We start from the raw sequence: 21098 nt of genomic DNA on the forward strand, positions 1-21098 counted from the left end.
GGCGCCGCCCGTGCGCGCCTGGCGCGCCGCCGGCGTCACGCGGCGCCCGCCTCGGCGTCCCACGTCGCGGGCACGGCGGTGGGGGCGGCGGCGAACGCGGGATCGGCCCGGAACGTGTTGCGGCCGGCCTGCTTGGCCTCGTACAGCAGCTGGTCGGCGCGCTGCAGCAGCTGCGCCGGCGCCAGCTCGGCATCGCGGTAGAAGGTCAGGCCGATGCTGGTCGAGATGTGTACCGTGACGCCGTCCAGGTCGAATGGCGCCTGCATGGCGCGCACGATCTTGGCGGCCGTGCCCAGCGCGTCCTCCGGCCGGCGTACGCCCTCCATGACGATCGTGAACTCGTCGCCACCGAGGCGCGCCACCATGTCGCCGGCCCGCAGCGCATGCACCAGGCGCCCCCCGAACGCCCTCAGCAGCGCGTCGCCGACGGCATGCCCATGGGTGTCGTTGACGGGCTTGAAGCGATCCACGTCCAGGTACATCAGCGCCATCAAGGCGCGCTGCGCGCGGCACTGCTGCATGGCTTCCTGCAGCCGGTGCTGGAAGCCGGCCCGGTTGGCCAGCCCGGTCAGCGGGTCCACCTGCGCCAGCTTGACCAGCCGGCGCTGCTCCGTCTTCTGCGCCGTGACGTCATTGCGCACCACGTGGAAGCCGATGACGCGGCGGCCGTCCTCGTCCGGCTGGGGGATGTACATCACCTCGAAGCTGCGCTCGCCGTCGTCCTCCTCGAAACGCACGGCCTCGCCGGCCTGGGCGCGCCGGATGTGCGGCAGCAGCTCGGCGTAGCGCCGCTCGCCCAGCACCTCGCGCGCCGGCCGCCCGATGGCCTCGATGCCGCGGCGCGCGAACTCCTGCCCGTAGCTGCGGTTGTGGAAGCGGTAGATCTCGTCCCGGTCCACGTAGGCGATCATGGCCGGCATGTTGTCGGCGATCGTGCGCAGCCGCGCCTCGTTCTCGCGCAGGGCCATGACCGACCGGCGCACGGGCGTGATGTCGCGCAGCGTGACGGCGACGCCGTCGTCGATGGCGACGATCTGGTGGTGCAGCCAGCGCGGCTCGCCCGTGCGGGTCTCGAATTCCTCCTCGAGCGGCTGCCCGGTCGCCAGCACGGCGCGGTACTTGTCGATGAATCCTTCGCTGCGCCAGGCGGGCACCAGCTCGCCCATCGGGTGGCCCAGCAGCTCCGCGCGCGGATGGCCCATCATGGCCGCGCCGCGCTCGTTGACGTCCGCCAGCAGGAAGTCGTCGATGGCGCCCCCGCTGCGGTGCGCCTTCAGCAGGAACAGGGCATCGAGGCTGGCGTCCACCGCCGCGCGCAGCTGGCGCTGGGCCTCGTTGGCGGCCTGCATGCTGCGTGCCAGCCGGCGGTTCTGCTGCGTCAGCAGGGTCGTGAAGCCCAGCACCAGGAGGGAGGCCGCCGTGACCGCGCCGAGGTACAGGTAACCCTGGCGCCGCGCCCGGGCCATCGCACTGTCCAGCGTGTGGCCGACCACCGCCTGCAGGCCGTAGCGGGGCAGCGCACGGCGGGCGTACAGGCGCGCCACGCCGTCGAGCGGGGTGCGCAGGACCGCTTCCTCGACCTGCGCGCCAGCGTTGAAACGCAGGGGAACGGCACCGTACAGGCGTTCGTCGACGCGGGCCGTGGCCACGCCGCTTGCCGCGCTTTGCAGCAGCACCAGCCCGCCGGGCGCCGTCTGCACGCGGTCGTAGTCGTCGATGAACCAGTTGGGGTCGGCCAGCAGCACGATGACGCCGGCAAAGCGGCCGCCGGCGTCGTTCAGGCGGCGCGCTATGCGGATGTGCCAGGCCGGTCCGGCGGACGGCGTGTCGAAGCGGACCGTGTCGCCGGCGCCCGCGGCCAGCGCGCGGAAAAACGGCTGTGCCGCCACGTTGCCGTCGAAGGTGCCATGCAGGCTGTCGGCCAGGTGGCCGTCCCGGCCGTACAGCGCCACCGGCATTTCCAGCCGTGGGGGCACCAGGGAGGCCAGCGCGCCGTTGGGGCGGGTGAACTCGGCCAGCCGCAGCGCACCGCCGGTTTCCTCGAACTTGACCTGGAACAGCTGGGCCGCATGGTCGGCCTGGCGCAACAGGAAAGTGACGTTCTCGGCCAGCGTGCGGGCCTGTTCGTGCGCATGCAGTACCCCTTCCTCCCAGGCGCTGGCGCGTTCCTGGCGCAGCTGGTACAGCACGGCGGTCCACATCGTGCCCAGTAATATGAGCGCGAAGGACGGCAGCAGTATCGCCCGATACAATTTGCGCAACGCCGGCCCGATCATGTCCGCCTTCCGGTTGAGTATCCTGCCCGATATTCTGCACGCAATCCGGTTTCTTTTCAGCGCGCAGCGGTACCGTGTCACCGTCGCCCCACAGATCGGCCGGGGCAGGGTGCCAAAACTTCATTAGAATAGCCACGCCACCACCGAGGAGACACCACTTGCCGACCCATCTGCCGTTCAGTCCCGCCGCGGCGCGTGCGCTGCACCTGCATGCCCAGGGATTGCTGCTGGCGCGCCGCCGGCGCGCCGCCAAGTCCGACGTGCTGGCGGCCATCCGCCGCATGGGCGTGCTGCAGATCGACACCATCCACGTCGTGGCGCGCAGCCCGTACCTGGTGCTGTGGAGCCGCCTGGGCGACTACCCGCAGGCGTGGCTGGACGAGCTGCTGGCCGAGGGTGCGCTGTTCGAATACTGGGCCCATGAAGCATGCTTCGTGCCGATCGAGGACTACCGCCTGCTGCGCCACCGCATGCTGGATCCGGCCGCGATGGGCTGGAAGTACGCCGTCAACTGGATTCGCGAACACCGGCGCGAGGTGGAAGACGTGCTGGCGCACGTGCGGGCGCACGGTCCGGTGCGGGCGGCGGACTTCGAACGCACGGACGGCAAGGCGGGCGGCTGGTGGGAATGGAAGCCGGAAAAACGCGCGCTCGAGGTCCTGTTCACGGCCGGCGAGCTGATGATCGCGCGCCGCCACAACTTCCAGCGCGTGTACGACCTCGCCGAACGCGTGCTGCCGGGCTGGGACGACAGCGCACTGCCGCCGCCGGCGCAGGTGCGGCGCGAGCTGGCGCTCAATGCCGTGCGTGCCCTGGGCGTGGCGCGCGCCGCCTGGGTGGCCGATTACTACCGTACCCGGCCGCCGCACCTGGACCTGGATGCGCTGGTCGACGAGGGCGCCTTGCTGCGCGCCGCGGTGGACGGCTGGCGCGACCCGGTCTACGTCCATCCCGACCACCTGGAGGCGGCGCAAGCCGCCGCCGCGGGCACGTTGGCGCCCACGCTGACGACGCTCCTGTCGCCGTTCGACCCGGTCGTGTGGGACCGCCGCCGCGCGCTGGAGTTGTTCGGCTTCGATTACCGGCTCGAGTGCTATACGCCGGCCGACAAGCGCCGCCACGGCTATTTCACGCTGCCCATCCTGCGCCGCGGCGCACTGGTGGGGCGGGTGGACGCCAAGGCGCACCGGCGCGACGGCATCTTCGAACTGAAGACGCTTTTCCTCGAAACGGAGGTACGCACCAGCGAGCGCTTCGTGCGCGACGTCGCCGGCGCCTTGCGCCGCTGTGCGCAGTGGCATGCGTGCCCGCGCGTGCTGGTGGGCCGCACCGAGCCGGCGTCGTTCGGCACCGCGCTGCAGGCCGCGCTGGCCGAACCGGCCGTCGCGGAGGCCGCATGAACGGTATCGCCGACCTGCGGGCGACCTTGCCGCCGGCGCCCGCGCACATCGTCGGTGCCGACGGCCGGCCCGCGCTGGGCCGCTTTGCCGGTGCGCTGCAAGGCTGCGACTGGGAGCGGCTGGCGCGCCCGCATGGGCGCAACGCGCTGTGGCGCCGCCTGCACAACAAGCGCTGGCATTACGTGGCGCTGGCCACCGAGCGGATCTTCTGCGCGGTCGCCATCGTCGACCTGGGCTGGATGAGCACCTGCTTCGGCTACGCGTTCGACCGCGGCGATGGCGACATGATGGCCAACTTCTCCGAGGATGGGCTGCCGGGCCGCCTCTCCGTCGACGTGGCCACGAGCGCCGGCGGCACCAGCCGGTTCGAGCGCCGCGCCACGCGCATCGAGATCGGGCCGGACACGCTGACGGTGCGCTGCCCCTGGCTGGAGATCGATGCGAGCTTCGGCACCGCGCCGGCGCCGCTGCTGCTGGCGACGGGGCTGGTGCAGGGCGGCAGCGTGCATGCGACCCAGAAGTCGGGCGGGCTGCCGCTGTCCGGCGAGGTGCGCACGTGGCGCGACGAATATCCGCTGGACGGCGGCGTGGCCAGCTTCGACCTGTCCAACGGCCTGCTGGCGCGCGAGACGGCCTGGCGCTGGGCTTCCGCGCACGCGCTGGACGTGGGCTTCAACCTGCAGGCGGGCTACTTCGGCGCCAGCGAGAACGCGGTGTGGCTGGACGGCGCGCTGTATCCACTGGGGCCGGCCCGCTTCATCGTCGACCGCAAGGACGTGCTGGCGCCCTGGCACATCTTCACGGAGGACGATTGCCTGGACGTGGTCTTCACGCCGGACGGCGCGCGGCGCGAGGCGCGCGACCTGAAGATCGCGGCCAGCCGCTACGTGCAGCCGCTGGGCACCTTCAGCGGCTGGGTGCGCGGCTCGCCCGAGCAGCCCAAGCGACCCGTCGAGCGGCTGGCGGGCGTGACGGAAGACCATTTCGCGCGCTGGTAGCGCCAACCCATCACAGACAAGGACCGCGATGAGCGTGCGTCAACTGGACAGGATGTTCGAGCCCCGCAGCATCGCCATCGTCGGCGCCTCGCAGCGGGCCGGCCGGGTCGGTACGACGGTGCTGGCGAACATGGCCGAAAGCGGCTTTGCCGGCGCGCTGTGGCCCGTCAATCCGAAGTACGACGAGCTGCTGGGGATTCCCTGCTACCCGCGCGTGACGGCGCTGCCGAAGACGCCGGGTGGCGGTCCGGACCTGGCCGTGATCTGCACGCCCGCCGACACGGTGCCTGGCCTGGTCGCCGACCTGGGCGCGCGCGGCACCCGCGCGGTGATCGTGCTGACGCCCCTGCCGCCGGCCGTGCGCCAGGCCATGCTGAAGGCGGCGCGGCCGCACCAGTTGCGCATCCTGGGCCCGGGCGGCATCGGCGTGGTGGCGCCCGCGGCAGGGCTGAACGCCAGCGTGGCGCACGTGGGCGCGCGGCCCGGCCGGATCGCCTTCGTGTCGCAGTCGGGCATGCTGATGACGGCGGTGCTGGACTGGGCCCGCCAGCAGGGCATCGGCTTCTCGCGCGTGGTGTCGCTGGGCGAGAGCGTCGACATCGACGTGGGCGACCTGCTCGACTTCCTGGCGGGCGACGCCGACACCAGCGCCATCGTGCTGCACCTGGAAAGCATCGGCAACGCCCGCAAGTTCCTGTCGGCGGCGCGCATCGCGGCGCGCGGCAAGCCGGTCGTGGTGCTGAAGTCCGGCCGCGACGGCGACGACCGCGTCGTCGACGCGGCCATCCGCCGCGCCGGCATGCTGCGGGTGCATTCGTCGGCCGACCTGTTCGACGCGGTGGAAACGGTGGCGCGGGCCCGCCCGCTGGCCGGCGAGCGCCTGGGCGTGATCTGCAACGGCACCAGCCTGGGCCTGCTGGCCAGCGATGCGCTGGACTGGATCGGCGGCCAGCTTGCCACCCTGTCGCCGGAGACGGTGCGGCGGCTGCGCCCGCACGTGCCGGACGGGACGGTGCCGGCCAATCCGCTCGACATCGGCGTGCGCGCCGATACCGCCCGTCACGAGGCCGCGCTGGCAGCCATGCTGGCCGAGCCGCAGGCCGACGCGCTGCTGCTGGTGCATGCGCCCACGTCGGCCGCCGGCAGCACGGAGGTGGCGCAGGCGCTGGCGCCGCTGATCCGCGCGGGGCGGCGCAGCGTGCTGTCCTGCTGGCTGGGCGGGGAGGGCGTGCAGGCGGCGCGCAAGGTGTTCGCCGACGCCGGCTTGCCCACCTACGACACGCCGGAGAAGGCCGTGCGTGCCTTCCGCCAGGTCGTGCAGTACCAGCGCAACCAGGCGTTGCTGATCGAGGTGCCGGGGCAGGGCGCGACGGCCGGGCCGGAAGACGAGGCACGTCGCGAGGCCGCGCGCGAACTGGTGCGCGCGGCCCGTGCGGCCGGCCAGGCGCGGCTGGATAGGGCGCAAGCCCGTACCGTGCTGGCGGCGTACGACCTGGTGCTGGCCGACGCCGCGCCGTGCGACGCGGCGCGCGCGCAGCTGCGCATCGCGATGGACGTCGACCCCGTGTTCGGCCCCGCCATCTCGTTCGGTCTCGGCGGCGCGGCCGGGCGCGCGGCGGACGACCGTGCCGTCGGCCTGCCGCCGCTGAACGCCGTGCTGGCGCGCGACATCGTGCAGCGCAGCCGCGCCGGCAATACGCTGTCCGGAGATAGCGATGCGGTCTCCGCCGCACTGGTGGCGGTGGGCCAGCTGGTGGCCGACCTGGACGAGGTGGCCGCGCTGCGCCTCGACCCGATCCAGCCGGGGGACGCCGGCCTGCTGGTGCTGGACGCCGTCGTCGAACTGGGGCCCGCGCGGCCGGAGTCGGCGCTGGCGATCCGGCCCTATCCGCACGCGCTGGAAGAGACGGTGACGTGGCAGGGTGCGCCCCTGCTGCTGCGGCCGATCCGGCCCGAGGATGCGCCGGCCCATGTGCGCTTCTTCGCCGCGCTCGACCCGGACGACGTGCGCATGCGCTTCTTCACGGCACTGCGCGAACTGCCGCCGGCCCAGCTGGCGCGGCTGACGCAGATCGACTACGACCGCGCGATGGCCTTCATCGCCACCCGGACCGGCGCGGACGGCCAGCCGGAAACGCTGGGCGTCGTGCGCGCCGTGGCCGACCCCGACAACGTGGGCGCCGAGTTCGCCATCGTCATCCGCTCGGACCTCAAGGGCCATGGGTTGGGGAGCATCCTGTTCCGCAAGCTGGTCGATTATTTCCGCAGTCGGGGCACGGCCGGGCTGACGGGCGACGCGCTGGCGGAGAACCTGGGCGTACAGCAACTGGTGAAGCGGTTCGGCGGGCGCGTGCTGGCGGGTGCGGAACCAGATACCGTCGAGCTGGCGCTGCCGCTGCAGCCGGGGTTGCCTGCGAAATCATCCGAGCTTCGTAGGAATTAACCTGGTGCCGGGTTTGCGCTGGCGCAAAGTGTCCCTGTCGGCGCACTTTACACTTGAACTTCCGTCCAGCCATGGGAGTCATAATGTTAACGGCCACATACACGCTGGTTGCGTTGTCCGTCGAACAGGCACACATCCGTCTGAGTCTGCTTTCATTCCAGAAGTATGTGCAATCGACGCTGACCCGCCAGCAAAGCATCACGCTGTCGCAACTTGAATACGCATGCGAAACGCTCGAACGGCTGTACCAGGCCTGCCACTGGCGCAAGGTCGAGCTGTACCTGATCCCCGCGCTGCGCCAGGCCACGGAGCGGGCCGACCAGCTGCTCGATGAGCTGAGCCGCTTGAACGCTTCCGCGTTGGCCGTGGTACGCCGCCTCAAGCAGAACCTGGAGCAGGGCGTGCGCGAGGACGGCGAAGTGCAGGCGGTGCGCGAAGCCATCGAAGGCTTCTGCACGGCCTTGCTGCAGCGCCTCGAGAAGGAAGAGAAAGAACTGTTCGCCATTGCCCGCAGCGCCATCTGCGGCGATGCGTGGTTTGCGCTGGCGAACAAGCTGCTGGCGCACGATGCCCAGGTGGCGGAAGCGCGCCGCAGCGGCAGCGACGGGGCGGCGGGCGACAGCGAACCGATCGCACTGCTGCCGCGGCTGGCGCCACCGGCCGGCGCGGTGACGGAGCTCGACATCCTGATCCCGGAGGATCCGCTGCTGCGCCGCAAGCCCATGCGCGGCACGGTGCAGCGCGCCGCGGCGGGCAAATAACGGCCGCCCGTGCGTTGGCGGCAGCAATGCCACGGGTGCTGATCGCCGCCGCGAAAAGCGGCGCTGCGCTATGATGGTGGTTTTGATCCATCGATAGCACATCATGTTTGAATTCCTGTTCCGACGGCCGGGCGACAAGGGCCCAGAATCCCAGGCGGGCGGGCCTGCTGCGGGCACGCCGGAAGGCGGCGATGGCACGCGCCCGGAAGGCCAGGCCGATGCGGCCGCCCGCCGCGCCGCGCAGGTCGAAGCCGCGCGAGGGCTGGCAGGCAACGAGGCTGCCGCGGTCGAGCTGATCCTGCAGAGCGAATTCGCCGATGTCCGGCTGGCGGCCGCTGAGCACGTGGTGTCGCAGCCGATGCTGGAGCGGGTGCAGCAGGCCGTGCGCAACACGGACCGCCGCGTCGCCAAGCTGGTGCAGGGCCGCCTCGATGCGATCCGCCACCAGCAGGCCGAACAGCGGCAGGCCGAGCTCAGTATTGCGACGGCGCAGCGCCTGTTGCAAGACGAGAAGCTGACGCCCAACCAGGTTGCCGACCTGGACCGGCTATGGCAAGTCATCGCGGCCCCTCCCGAGCTGGCGCAGCAGTTCGGCACGTTGCGCGCGGCGCTGGGGGCGCGGCTGGAAGCGCAGGTCACGCTGCAGCGCGCCGTCATCGATGCGCTGGCGGCCGTGCGCCGGCTGGCCCCAGGCGCAGGCGACGCCGCCGCCGCCCAGGCCGAGCTGGAGCGGCTGGCCGCGCAGCATGCCGAACACCTGGCCGCACCGGAGCGCGCGACGCTGCCGCGCCATCTGCTGAGCGATTTCGAACAGGCGCTGCTCCAGGCGCGCGCCGCGCTTGCCGCGCAGGCCCAGCCGCCGGCCCACTCGCCGGCCCAACCGGCAGCGCCGGCAACGCCGGCAGCTCAGCAGTCAACTCAGCAGTCAGCGCAAGCCGGGGCGCAACAGCCGGTCCGACAGGCAGTTCAGCAGCCAGCGCCGGGCGCCGCGGCCGACGCCGAAACGGCGGCTGCAACGGCGCAAGAGCCTGCCGCGCCCGCAGCGGCGGAAGACGCCCCGGCCGCATCCGAAGCGGCGGTCACGCCGCCACGCCCGCCCAAGGAAAAGCCGAAAACCTCGCCGGCCGACAAGGAAGCCAACCAGCGCTTCATGGCCTTGGTCGACGCGATGGAAGCGGCGCTGGAGCAGGGCCAGCTGCACACGGCGGCGGAACACGACAAGACACTGAAGGAAAGCAAGACGGGCCGGCTGACGCCGCAGCAATCGGAGCGGCTGGCGCACATCCGTGCCGAGTTCAAGCGGCTGTCCGCCTGGGCGCGCTGGGGCGGCAATGTGTCGCGCGAGGAAATGGTGCATGCGGTCGAGGAATTGCCTGCCCAGCAGTTGTCGATGAGCGAGCTGGCCAAGAAGGTCAGCGCGATGCGCGAACGGTGGAAGGCGCTGGACACGGTGTCCGGGCCGGCGCCGAAGAGCTTGTGGGAAAAGTTCGACGCGGCCTGCACCGCCGCGTACGCACCCGCTGCCGCGCACTTCAAGCACCTGGCGGACGAACGCCATGGCAATGCGGCCAAGGCGCAGGCCATGATCGACGAGGTGCACGCGCTGATCGCCGATTCGCCGGCGGTGCGAGGCGACTGGCGCGGCCTGGCCTCCGTGTCGCAGCGGCTGCGGCAGGCATGGAGCAGGCTGGGCACGATCGACCGCAAGGACAAGAAAAAGCTCGATGGCGCGTTCGGCCGGGCCATGGAAACCCTGATGGCGCCGCTGGAAGAGCAGCGCCGCATCGAGGTGGCGCGGCGCGAGCAGTTGATCGAGGAGGTCTACAAGCTCAATCCGGCCGACCGCCACACGGTGGACACGCTGCGCGGGCTGCAGGAAAGCTGGCAGGGCCATGCCAAGGCGCTGCCGCTGGAACGCAAGCAGGAGCAGGCCTTGTGGCAGAAGTTCCGGACGGCGTGCGATACGATCTTCGCCAAGCGCAAGGAATCCGCCCATGCGGCGGACCACGAGCGCAAGGCCCACCTGCATGCGCGCGAGGCGATCTGCGCGCAGCTGGAAAGTGCCACGTTCGAGGGCGACGACAAGCAGCGCGCCGCCGCCATCGGCAAGGCACTGAAGGACGCCGGTACGGCATGGCACGCGACGGGTGCCGTACCGCGCGCGGCCGAGCAGCGCATCGAACAGCGCTATCGCGCGGCCGTGGCCCAGCTGCAGGGCGAGGCGGACGCGATCCGCAAGCGCGCGGGCGCGGCCCAGGCCAATGCGATGCGCGACAAGCTGCGTCTCGTCCAGGCGCTGGAGGCGGCGCTGGCGGCACCGGGTGCCATCGACGAGGCCGACTGGACGGCCCGCTGGCAGGCCCTGCCGGCGCTGCCCGCCGACCATGAGCGCACCTTGCGTGCCCGTTTCGATACGGCGTTGAAGGCGGGGGCCGACGACAAGGCGCGCGCCGCCCACGTGGCCACGCTGGAAGCGAACCGCGCCCGTGTGCTGGACGAAGTGCTGCGCCTGGAAATCCTGGCGGGTGTCGACAGCGGCGCCGAGTTTGCCCGCGACCGCCTCAAGATGCAGGTGGAAGTGCTGCAGGACTCGCTCAAGTCCGGCCACAAGCCGGCCAGCCATGCGGGGCGGATCGCGGCGCTGTGCGCGCTGCCGGCGCTGGTGGACGACCGTACCGTCAGCCGCATCGAAGTGCTGTTGCGGCGCGTGGGAGCGGGCGCATGACCGCCCGGGTGCGTATCCAGGCGGAAGATTTCGACGCGGCGCGCGAAGTCGCGGCACTGCGCGCGACCAACCCGAAGGTGGGCGGTGTCGTCACGTTCCTCGGTACGGTGCGCGACCTGAACGAGGGTGCCCAGGTGGCGGCCATGGAGCTGGAGCATTATCCCGGCATGACGGAAGCGTCGATCGACGCGATCATCGACCAGGCGCTGGCGCGCTGGCCCATCTTCGACGCGCTGGTGATCCACCGCGTGGGGCCGCTGCTGCCTCAGGACCAGATCGTGCTGGTGGCCGTCACGTCGGCGCACCGGGGCGAGGCGTTTGCCGCGTGCGAATTCATCATCGACTACCTCAAGACCGAGGCGCCATTCTGGAAGAAGGAACAGACGCCGGACGGGGCGCGCTGGGTGGACGCCCGCGTCAGCGACGACGAGGCGCTGGAGAAGTGGCGGGCCGTGGGGTGACAAGCCGTGGGGACTGCAAGCTGCGAGGGGTCTTGACGGACTCGAGCGCCGCCTGTCCCCGCAGCCGCTTGCACTGAAGATCGGGTGCGCGGCGCCCGCAGGCGCAATGCTAGTATGGTGCGGTGCGTTTCTGCTGTGCGTTCCCGAGACGCGTTCCCGACCCTCGCCAGTGCACTGGAGTCCCATGCTGCCCATCAGCTCAGCGGAAGTACTGTCCCGCCTCGAGGCGTTGCACGACCATCTGCCCGCCGGGGTCGTCGTGCATGCGGCCGATGGGCGCATCGTGTCGGCCAACCGGCTGGCGCAGGAACTGCTGGGCCGCAGCGAGGCACAGCTGCTGGGCCTTGAGCCGAGCGAGGACGAATGGCTGTTCCTGCGCGAGGACGGTTCCGTCATGCCGGCCGACGAGTTTCCCGCCAATCGCGTCCTGCGCACGGGCGAGAAGCTGTCCGGCCTGGTCGCCGGCATCATCGGCCCGGCCGGCCCGTGCTGGCTGCTGTGCAACGCCTATCCCGAATTCGACATCCTGGACAATGTGCGCCAGGTCGTCGTGTGCTTTACCGACTGCACGGCGCTAAAGCAAGCCCAGCAATCACTGCAGAAGTCGGAAGAACGGTTGCGCCTCGTCCTGAAGGGATCGACGGATGCGCCGTGGGACTGGGACCTGGTCAGCGGCGAAGTGTACTACTCGGAGCGCTGGTGGAACATGCTGGGCTACCGGAGCGGCGAGGAGCTGGCCGATCCGGGCGCGTGGCGCCGCATGCTGCATCCCGACGACGACCCGATGATCACGGCCTACCTGGAAGAGCTGCTGCCCAGCGGCCGCGACGGCTACAGCCTGGAGTTCCGGCTGCGTCACCGCGACGGACACTACGTCCCCGTGCTGTCGCGCGGCTACGTGCTGCGCGACGCCACCGGCCGGCCCGTGCGCATCTCCGGCGTGAATACCGACCTGACCGAGCGCAAGCGCACCGAACGGCGCATCTACGAGCTGGCCTACTTCGATCAACTGACGGGCCTGCCCAACCGCCGCTTCCTGCTCGAGGAACTGGAGCACGTGCTGGCGCGCGGCGGGCGTTCGGGCCAGTACAGCGCGCTGCTGTATCTCGACCTGGACAACTTCAAGCTCCTCAACGATACGATGGGCCACGACATGGGCGACATGTTGCTGCGTCAGGTGGCCCAGCGGCTGCGCGCCACCGTGCGCCACAGCGACGAGCTGGCCCGCCTGGGTGGCGACGAATTCGTGGTGGTGCTGGAGGGCCTGGGCACGTCCGCCGTGGCCGCGGCGGCCGAGGCCGACCGGGTGGTCGGCAAGATCCTGGCGGCGCTGGGGCAGCCATACCAGCTGGGCAGCCTGCTGTTCCGCAGCACGGCCAGTATCGGCATCGCCTTGTTCGCCGGCCACGACGCCAATATCGAAACCCTGCTCAAGCAGGCCGACCTGGCGATGTACCGCGCCAAGGCGGACGGGCGCGGCGTGGCCCGCTTCTTCGACCCCAGCATGCAGGATGCGGCCGACCGCCGAGCCGCGTTCGAGGCGGCCATGCGCGACGGCCTGTCGCTGGGCCAGTTCCGGCTGTTCTGCCAGCCGCAGTTCGACTGCCTCGGCAACTTGACCGGCGCCGAAGTGCTGGTGCGCTGGCAGCGCGGGCACGACCTGCTGGGCCCCGACCATTTCATCGGCTTTGCCGAGGAATCGGGCCTGATCCTGCCGCTGGGCGAACACGTGCTGAAGGAAAGCTGCCGCGCGCTGGTGCGCTGGGAGGGCGATCCGGCGCTGGGGCACCTGAAGCTGGCCGTCAACGTCAGCGTGCACCAGATGCGCGATCCGGACTTCGCGTTGCGGGTCGGGCACATCCTCGAAGCCACGGGCGCGCCGGCGCAGCGGCTCTACCTGGAACTGACCGAGAGCGTATTTGCCGAGGACCTGCAGGAAATCACGGGGCGCATGCACCAGTTGCGCGCGCGCGGCATCTGCTTCGCGCTGGACGACTTCGGCACGGGTTACTCGTCGCTGGCCTACCTGCAGCGCTTTCCGCTGTCGGCGCTGAAGATCGACCGCTCCTTCGTGCGCAATATCGGCATCGACCCCGGCTCGTCATCGATCGTCGAGGCCATCATCGGCCTGGCGCGCAAGTTCGAGCTGGAGATCGTGGCCGAGGGCGTCGAGCTGGAAGCGCAGCGCAGCTTCCTGGCGCACGGCGGCTGCTCGTCGATGCAGGGCTTCCTGCTGGGACGGCCCGTGCCGATGGCCGAGTTCGAACACGCCTACAGTGCCGCCGGCGTCGGCCATGCCTGATCGCCGCATGGTTACTTTAGTCAACACGCGATCTTGAAAAAGGGTTGGCACAGCCGCACTTTGTTTGCAGATAAAAACTTTGGAGTGTGCGCCAAATGCGTCAAGACAAACTCACCACCAAGCTGCAGGAAGCACTTGCCGATGCCCAGAGCCTGGCGGTCGGCAACGACAACCCCTACATCGAGCCGTCCCACGTGCTGACGGCCCTGCTGAACCAGGATGACGGCGCCGCGCGCTCGCTGCTGCAGCGGGCCGGCGTCAATGTCGGCGGCCTGACGAGAGCGCTGAAGTCGAGCCAGGAGAGCCTGCCGAAAGTCTCCGGCACGGGCGGTAACGTGCAGGTCAGCCGCGAATTCATTGCCGTGCTGAACCTGGCCGACAAGGAAGCGCAGAAGCGCGGCGACCAGTTCGTCTCCAGCGAAATGGTGCTGCTGGCGCTGACGGAAGACAAGTCCGACGCGGGCCGGCTGGCCCGCGAGCACGGCTTGTCGCGCAAGTCGCTCGAGGCGGCCATCGACACCGTGCGCGGGGGCGGCAAGGTCGACTCGCAGGAAGCGGAAGGCCAGCGCGAGGCGCTGAAAAAATACACGATGGACCTGACCGAGCGGGCCCGCCAGGGCAAGCTCGACCCCGTGATCGGCCGCGACGACGAGATCCGCCGCGCCATCCAGGTCCTGCAGCGCCGTACCAAGAACAATCCCGTGCTGATCGGCGAGCCCGGCGTCGGCAAGACGGCCATCGTCGAGGGCCTGGCCCAGCGCATCGTCAACAACGAAGTACCCGACTCGCTGCGCGGCAAGCGCGTGCTGTCGCTGGACATGGCCGCGCTGCTGGCGGGAGCCAAGTTCCGCGGCGAATTCGAGGAGCGGCTGAAGTCCGTGCTGAACGAACTGGCCAAGGACGAAGGCCAGACCATCGTCTTCATCGACGAGCTGCACACGATGGTGGGCGCCGGCAAGGCCGAGGGGGCGATGGACGCGGGCAATATGCTCAAGCCCGCGCTGGCGCGCGGCGAGCTGCATTGCGTGGGCGCGACCACCTTGGACGAGTACCGCAAATACATCGAGAAGGATGCGGCGCTGGAGCGCCGCTTCCAGAAGATCCTCGTGGACGAGCCGACGGTGGAGGCCACGATCGCCATCCTGCGCGGCCTGCAGGACAAGTACGAGCTGCACCACAAGGTCGAGATCACGGACCCGGCCATCATCGCCGCGGCCGAGCTGTCGCACCGCTACATCACGGACCGCTTCCTGCCCGACAAGGCGATCGATCTCATCGACGAGGCGGCCTCGAAGATCAAGATCGAGATCGACTCCAAGCCCGAGGTGATGGACAAACTGGAACGCCGGCTGATCCAGCTGAAGATCGAGAAGGAGGCCGTCAAGCGCGAGAAGGACGAAGCGTCGCGCCGCCGGCTCGACCTGATCGACGAGGAAATCGCCAAGCTGCAGCGCGAGTACAACGACTACGAGGAAGTGCTGAAGGCCGAGAAGGCCAACGTGCAGGGCACCACGCACATCAAGGAAGAGATCGAGCGCATCCGCCAGCAGATGGAAGAGGCGACGCGGGCGTCGAACTGGCAGCGCGTATCGGAGCTGCAGTACGGCCGGCTGCCGGAGCTGGAGGCACAGCTCAAGCAGGCCGAGTCCAGCAGCGCCGCCGCCGATGCGCAGAAGCCGAAGCTGCTGCGCACCCAGGTGGGCGCGGAGGAAATCGCCGAGGTGGTGTCGCGCGCGACGGGCATTCCCGTGTCGCGCATGATGCAGGGCGAACGCGACAAGCTGCTGCACATCGAGGAGAAGCTGCACGAGCGCGTGGTGGGGCAGGACGAGGCGATCAGCGCGGTGGCCGATGCGATCCGCCGCTCCCGGGCCGGCCTGGCGGACCCGAACCGGCCGTATGGCTCGTTCCTGTTCCTGGGCCCGACGGGCGTGGGCAAGACGGAGCTGTCCAAGGCCCTGGCGGCGTTCCTGTTCGACAGCGAGGACTCGCTGATCCGGATCGACATGAGCGAATTCATGGAGAAGCATTCGGTGGCCCGCCTGATCGGCGCGCCGCCGGGCTACGTGGGCTATGACGAGGGCGGCTACCTGACGGAAGCCGTGCGCCGCAAGCCGTACAGCGTGATCCTGCTGGACGAGGTGGAGAAGGCGCACCACGACGTCTTCAACGTGCTGCTGCAGGTGCTGGACGACGGCCGCATGACTGACGGGCAGGGCCGCACGGTGGACTTCAAGAACACGGTGATCATCATGACGTCGAACCTGGGATCGCAGAAGATCCAGTCGATGGAGGAGTCCGACCCGGCCGTCGTCAAGCTGGCCGTGATGGCCGAGGTGCGGGCCCACTTCCGGCCGGAGTTCGTCAACCGGATCGACGAGATCGTCGTGTTCCATGGCCTGGACGAGAAGAACATCGGCTCGATCGCCAAGATCCAGCTGGCGATCCTGGAGCGGCGCCTGAAGCACATGGACATGGACCTGCAGGTGACGGACGCGGCCCTGCACAAGATCGCCGAGGCTGGCTACGACCCCGTGTACGGTGCGCGGCCGCTGAAACGGGCGATCCAGCAGCAGATCGAAAATCCGCTGTCGAAGCTGATCCTGGAAGGGCGCTTCGGACCGAAGGACACGATTGCGATCGACGCCCGCGACGGTGCGCTCGTGTTCGGGGCCGACGGCAAGGAAGCGGTGGTCCGGCTGTAAGCGGCCCCGGCCGTCAAGTGCAAAGGCTCGCTCCGGTTTTGGTGCGGGCCTTTTTTACTTCGCTTGCGCGGGCGCAAGGCGCACGCGAAAAGTATGGCAGCCTCGAGCGGAATACTGTATAAATACACAGTAGTTGCCACCATCGTCGTGCAACCGAAGCTAAGTTGCGCTAGTTGCGTAAGTTGCGGAAGTTGCTTTGCGCGCCGTTCCCGCGTAGAATGAACTCGTAGCCATGAATCCGAGGTAATCAAATGAGTTCAACAACCGACCTGAAAGACTTCGCTGCCGGCATCGCCGAACTGCCGGAACCGCATGCAGGGGCGAGGGACAAGTCCGGCACGGAAACGTCGCAAGCCTATCTGATCGAAGTGGAGGATGCCGCTCCCGAGGCGCACGTGCTGGAACAGTTGTATGCCGCGCTGCGCTCGCTGGGCATCACGGCCCGCGTATCGCCGCTGGCGCGCGACAAGCGCGTGACGTTGGTAACGCCGATGCCGGCGCTGGTCCTTGATGCGGACGACGACGACGACCTGGGTGCCGAGCCGTTCGGGCTGGACGATGCCCGCGTGGATGCGCCGCCGCCGGGCCGCCGCGGCATATTGGCCGACCTGGACGAGGGGGACGACGGCGAGGAGGTGCGCCTGCCGCCGGCCGTGACGACACCGGCAATGGCACAGCAGCGGGGCGAGGCGCTGATCGCGTCGCTCGTGCGCGAGGGCAACCTGATCGACGGCGAAACGTTGGCCAGCGCTTGGGGCATCACGCGGCAGGCCCTGGACAAGGCCCGCGAGCGCGGCGAGATCTTCTCGGTGCGCATGGGCCGGCAGCATGTTTACCCTGTGGCCGCGCTGAGTTTCCTGCGGCGGGATTTTGAAAGCATCAACCGGTCGTTCCATCCCGACATCGCCGCGGGGACGAAACTGATCTTCTTCAATCGCAAACATGGCAGCCTGGGCGGGAGAACCGTGGCGGAGTCGGCCGACCGGCTGACCGACATCCTCCGCCTTGCTGCCGGCTGGGAACGCATTTGACCCTGACCCACATCCCCGATTTCGCCGGCCTGCATGCAGCCGGACAGCTGTGCTTTTGCCATGTCGATATCCGTGCGCTGCTGCGACTGAGCCTGCGACCGGGGATGGAACCGTGGTGGGGCACCACGGGGCGCTTTCGCTTCGACGATCCCGCCCACGGTTTCGGCGTCACCTATGTGGCGGGCACGCTCGACGTGGCCGTGTGCGAAACCATCCTGCACGAAGTGGGCGACCACCGCGGCGGGGAATGGTGGGTCGACCACAGCTCGGTGGAGCGCCGCTCCATTGTGCGCTACGTGCATCCGGACCCTGTCAAGACGCGGCTGCGCCTGGTGGACCTGACGGGCATCGCGCTGAAAAGCCTGGGCCTGACGAACGACATCAGCGCCCAGGACGACTACACGCACACGCAATTGCTGAGCGGCGCCATCCACGCCCAGGTTCCCGAGGCGGACGGCATCCGCTATGTCAGCAAGCATATGAACACGTCGTTCGCCGCCGCGCTGTTCGAGCGCAGCGGCGTGCGCGTGGTGCCCGGTGCCATGCCGCTGCTGGCCCATCCCGACATCGGCGGGCTGCTGGGGCGCCTGCGGGTGCGGCTGTTTTCACTGTAGTGCCGACGGATGGCACGGTAAGGGTCTGTCCCTGCAAGGGACTGACCCTGAAGTTTGCGAAAGGTCCAGCGAACTTCGGGGTCTGTCCCTAATGCCGCTAAGTTAAGCGCACGGTCGCCGGGTTAGGGTCTGCCGGGCCGCCGTATCGCCCCGCAGGGGACTCACCCTGGTTTTAATCGCAGAAGCTCAGAATCTCTTAACTTAGCGGCATTAGGGTCTGTCCCCGGTGGGGATAGACCCCAGGCGCCTTGCTTTCGTCACCACGCCATCCGCGATCCGCATCCAGGCTGTCATTCGACAGCAACGCCGCATACTCGCGCATTCCCGGCACCAGCCGGCACTGCAGTCCGGCGGGCGTCGCGCGCGCCGTCAGCAGCGACCTGGCATGCAGCGTCGCCAGCAAATCCTCCACTTCGTCCGGGGCCGCCGGTGCCGCCATGCGCGCCGCGGCGGCCAGGCCGAACTCCCCGGCAAACACCGTCAGCCGGCGCAGCAGCGCCTGCTCTGCCGGGGCCAGCGTGGCCCAGCTCCAGTCCAGCGAGGCCTGCAGCGAATGGTGCCGTGGCGGCGCCGTGCGGCGACCACCCTTGAGCAGGCGCAGCGGATCGTCCAGGCGCACGGCCAGTTCTCGTACGTGGAACAGGTCGGTCCGAGCGGCCGCCAGCTCCAATGCCAGCGGCAGGCCGTCGAGACGCCGGCAGATGTCCGCCACGGCACCGGCGTCGGCATTCGTCAGCATGGTGCCGTCCAGCCCGGCCCGGTGCAGGAACAACGCCGCCGCGGGCCATGCCAGGATGGCGGCGCCGCGCGTGCCGGCAGGCGGGCAGGCCAGCGGGGCGAGGCGCTGCACGCGCTCGTCGGCCGCGCGCAGCGCTTCGCGGCCGGTGGCCAGGATGTGCAGGCGCGGCGCCTGCTGCAGGAGGCGTTCGCACAGGGGCGCGACGGCGTCGGCCATGCGCTCGCTATTGTCCAGCACCAGCAGCCGCGACTCGGCGGGCGGCTGCGGACCGGCGGCATCGTCCTGCCCCAGCGCGCGGGCCAGCAGGGCCGGCACCGCCCCGGCGTCGGCCGCGTCGGCAAGGTCGGCATAGGATACCGGCAGGCGCCAGGCCAGCCGCGCGGCGGCCGTCAGCGCCACGGCGCTCTTGCCGACACCGCCGCTGCCCACCAGCGTGACCAGCCGGTGACCCAGCACCAGGCGCGCCAGCGCGGTCACGGCTTCCGCACGCCCGACCAGCGGTCCGGCCGGCGGTGGCGGGCAGGGCAGCGTGGCCCGGGGTGCCGCGGGCACGGCGATGGCGGCGACAAAGCTGTAGCCGCGCCCCGCCACGCTGTCGATGTAGCGCCGGCCCGGGCCTTCGCGCAGGGCCTTGCGCAGTGCCGCCACGTGCACGCGCAGGTTGGCTTCCTCCACCACCGTGTCGGGCCACACGCGGGCAATCAGCTCCGCCTTGGTGACGGTGGCGCCGGCGGCGGTGGCCAGCGTGGCCAGGATGTCGAAGGCGCGCGAGCCCAGCCGCAAGGGCAGGCCATCTTCGAGCAGTACGCGCTGCTGCGCATACAGGCGGAACGGACCGAAGGCGATGCAGCGGTCCGCCGCCGCGGGGGCGGAGGAGGTCATGGCCGGATGGTAGCGGCCGATTATTACAGCAGTCTGACAAGGCCGCCGTGGCGCCGCTCAGGCGAAGTCTTCCACCTCGTAGCACTCCAGGAAGCGGTCCGGCCCCGTGCTGGCGGCCATGCGGAAGGCCGCCAGCCCGTCGACCTGTTCCAGCACACGGCGCACATAGGCGCCCAGCGACTGGCGCGTGGTCGTCTTCTGCCACATGGGATACTGGCCGGACAGGCGGCTGCCGTCCTGGTAGCGGATCTCGAATTCGCATGCGCAGTGGTCGCGCATGTCGCTGGCCCACGACTTGAGCAGCTTGTCGGCGGCGACAAAGGAACCCAGCACGGCGGTACTGCGGCCGGCCTGCTGGTGGATGCGGATCTGGGCGACACCGACCTTCTCGGCGCGGCGCTGTGACGGGGTCGGGGTCATCGGCGGCTCTTGGTGGTAGCGGGTGGCGGGATTGTAGTCATGATGCTGCGGTGCAGCGAAGTAAACGTTGTTAAGCCTTGTTAACGGGTCGGCAGGCGTGGACCCTTGGTGTCGGGCACCTGCCTGCGGGTCGAAGCCGCGCAAACAGGTGCCTGACACCGGGCGTTTCTCCTTACGCCGGATGATGGAACACGGGTCGGCGGAAGTGCCCGATCGCGTCCACGGCGGCGCCCGGCGACGGCAGCAGCGCGCCGCCGATCCGGTTGATGTGGATGTGCCGGGCCATCAGTTCCAGCGCCGGCAGCAGGTTCGTTGCCAATGCCGCGTCGGCGGGACCCAGGTGCAGGCTGGCGCACGGCTGCGGCCCCAGCGCGGCGGCCAGCGCCAGCAGTTCGGCCGCGTCGGCGCAGCGCACCAGCAGGCGCGCGCCACGGGCGGACCGGCCCGGCTGTGCCAGCACCCTGGCACACGTGATCTCGGTAAAGCAGGGGCCGTCGGTGGCCTCGACGATGGTCTCGCGCAGGTCGACATACCCGGCGCCCGCCACGGCCGCCACCAGCACGCCCGCGCCGGCATGCGCCAGCAGCAACTGGCCCAGGTGTTCGGCGCGCCCGTTCAGCGCGCCCGGCAGGATGAACGCGGCTTCGCGCCCGTCCGTTTCGGCCAGCAGCACCAGGCCGCCCACGTGCAGCGGCGTCGGCATGGTGCCTGCACGGCCGATGGCGGCCCGCACCCCGTGATGGCCCAGCAGCGCGCGCACGTCGTCGGCCTCGCCCGGCAGCAGCGTGAACGCGGCGGCCGGCAGGCCGCAGGCCGCCACCGCGCCGCCGATCAGGTCCGCCAGCACGACGGCGCTGGGCTGCGTGCAGGTGCTGGCGGCCAGCAGCGGGCAGCCGGCCGCCAGCGCGGCCATCGCATGCAGTCCGGCCAGTCCGTACGCCGTCGCGTGCGGCCCGACGGTGGCGACGGGCCCGAGCGGCACCGTGCGGACCGCGTCGGGCGCAGGCGTCAACGCCGCCAGTTCGGCGCGGCGCAATGCGGCGGACAGCGCATGCAGCCAGCCGCGCAGCGCGTCGTGCTGGCGCAACGCCATGCCGCGGTCGATGCCCGCGTCGGCCGCCGCCAGGCCGGGCAGGTGCCCGCGCGCGTCGTCCAGTGCCGCGCCGATGGCGTCCATCAGCCCCGCACGGCGGCCGTGGCTGGCCTGGGCGAACGCCAGCGCGGCGGTCGCCGCCGCGCCGGGATGCTGCCGGTTGCGCGTCATGGTGTGCAATACCCCTTTCCGGCAGTCGGCCGATCCCGGTAAATAGTGGTTAATTCCTGCTGGCCGTTACGTTAGAA

Annotated in this window: 14 protein-coding genes; 10 read left to right on the plus strand and 4 right to left on the minus strand. The window is 70.1% G+C overall.

The window, feature by feature from the left end; genetic code table 11:
* Window positions 1-35: 35 nt before the first annotated feature.
* Window positions 36-2201, minus strand: a complete 2166-nt coding sequence (locus PX653_RS03225) for a diguanylate cyclase domain-containing protein (RefSeq protein WP_277416494.1) — start codon at window positions 2199-2201, stop codon at window positions 36-38.
* Between the two features lie 233 nt (window positions 2202-2434).
* On the opposite strand from PX653_RS03225, the gene PX653_RS03230 reads away from it, so the two are divergent.
* The 10 genes from PX653_RS03230 (at window position 2435) to PX653_RS03275 (ending at window position 17716) form a co-directional block, all read left to right on the plus strand.
* Window positions 2435-3676 (plus strand): winged helix-turn-helix domain-containing protein, encoded by a 1242-nt coding sequence (locus PX653_RS03230; protein ID WP_277416495.1) that lies wholly within the window; start codon window positions 2435-2437, stop codon window positions 3674-3676.
* Window positions 3673-4674, plus strand: a complete 1002-nt coding sequence (locus tag PX653_RS03235) for a DUF2804 domain-containing protein (protein ID WP_277416496.1) — start codon at window positions 3673-3675, stop codon at window positions 4672-4674. Before PX653_RS03230 ends, PX653_RS03235 begins: the two co-directional genes overlap by 4 nt.
* Window positions 4675-4702: 28 nt before the next feature.
* Window positions 4703-7117, plus strand: a complete 2415-nt coding sequence (locus tag PX653_RS03240) for a bifunctional acetate--CoA ligase family protein/GNAT family N-acetyltransferase (protein ID WP_277416497.1) — start codon at window positions 4703-4705, stop codon at window positions 7115-7117.
* An 83-nt stretch (window positions 7118-7200) separates the two neighbouring features.
* The gene (locus tag PX653_RS03245; RefSeq protein WP_277416498.1) at window positions 7201-7878 is read left to right on the plus strand and encodes a hemerythrin domain-containing protein; all 678 of its coding nucleotides are present in this window, start codon (window positions 7201-7203) and stop codon (window positions 7876-7878) included.
* A 103-nt stretch (window positions 7879-7981) separates the two neighbouring features.
* On the plus strand, window positions 7982-10603 hold the full coding sequence (locus PX653_RS03250) for a DUF349 domain-containing protein (RefSeq protein WP_277416499.1): 2622 nt from the start codon (window positions 7982-7984) through the stop codon (window positions 10601-10603).
* Window positions 10600-11064: a molybdopterin synthase catalytic subunit MoaE gene (gene moaE / locus PX653_RS03255; protein WP_277416500.1), complete on the plus strand. Its 465-nt coding sequence runs from the start codon at window positions 10600-10602 to the stop codon at window positions 11062-11064. The genes PX653_RS03250 and moaE overlap by 4 nt, the downstream gene beginning before the upstream one ends.
* A gap of 184 nt (window positions 11065-11248) precedes the next feature.
* Complete coding sequence (locus PX653_RS03260; protein ID WP_277416501.1) at window positions 11249-13366, plus strand: putative bifunctional diguanylate cyclase/phosphodiesterase; 2118 nt, start codon at window positions 11249-11251, stop codon at window positions 13364-13366.
* 95 nt (window positions 13367-13461) lie between these two features.
* Complete coding sequence (gene clpB / locus PX653_RS03265) at window positions 13462-16071, plus strand: ATP-dependent chaperone ClpB (RefSeq protein ID WP_277416502.1); 2610 nt, start codon at window positions 13462-13464, stop codon at window positions 16069-16071.
* A 251-nt stretch (window positions 16072-16322) separates the two neighbouring features.
* On the plus strand, window positions 16323-17102 hold the full coding sequence (locus PX653_RS03270; protein ID WP_277416503.1) for a hypothetical protein: 780 nt from the start codon (window positions 16323-16325) through the stop codon (window positions 17100-17102).
* Window positions 17099-17716 (plus strand): RES family NAD+ phosphorylase, encoded by a 618-nt coding sequence (locus PX653_RS03275; protein WP_277416504.1) that lies wholly within the window; start codon window positions 17099-17101, stop codon window positions 17714-17716. The genes PX653_RS03270 and PX653_RS03275 overlap by 4 nt, the downstream gene beginning before the upstream one ends.
* A 196-nt stretch (window positions 17717-17912) precedes the next feature.
* On the opposite strand, the gene PX653_RS03280 is transcribed toward PX653_RS03275, so the two are convergent.
* The 3 genes from PX653_RS03280 to PX653_RS03290 form a co-directional block, all read right to left on the minus strand.
* Window positions 17913-19337: an ATP-binding protein gene (locus tag PX653_RS03280; RefSeq protein ID WP_277416505.1), complete on the minus strand. Its 1425-nt coding sequence runs from the start codon at window positions 19335-19337 to the stop codon at window positions 17913-17915.
* A 57-nt stretch (window positions 19338-19394) separates the two neighbouring features.
* The gene (locus PX653_RS03285; RefSeq protein ID WP_277416506.1) at window positions 19395-19757 is read right to left on the minus strand and encodes a hypothetical protein; all 363 of its coding nucleotides are present in this window, start codon (window positions 19755-19757) and stop codon (window positions 19395-19397) included.
* Between the two features lie 172 nt (window positions 19758-19929).
* Window positions 19930-21021, minus strand: a complete 1092-nt coding sequence (locus PX653_RS03290) for an aldehyde dehydrogenase family protein (protein WP_277418505.1) — start codon at window positions 21019-21021, stop codon at window positions 19930-19932.
* Between the last annotated feature and the right edge of the window lie 77 nt (window positions 21022-21098).

This window comes from Pseudoduganella chitinolytica (assembly GCF_029028125.1).
Classification (GTDB): Bacteria; Pseudomonadota; Gammaproteobacteria; order Burkholderiales; family Burkholderiaceae_D; genus Rugamonas; species Rugamonas chitinolytica.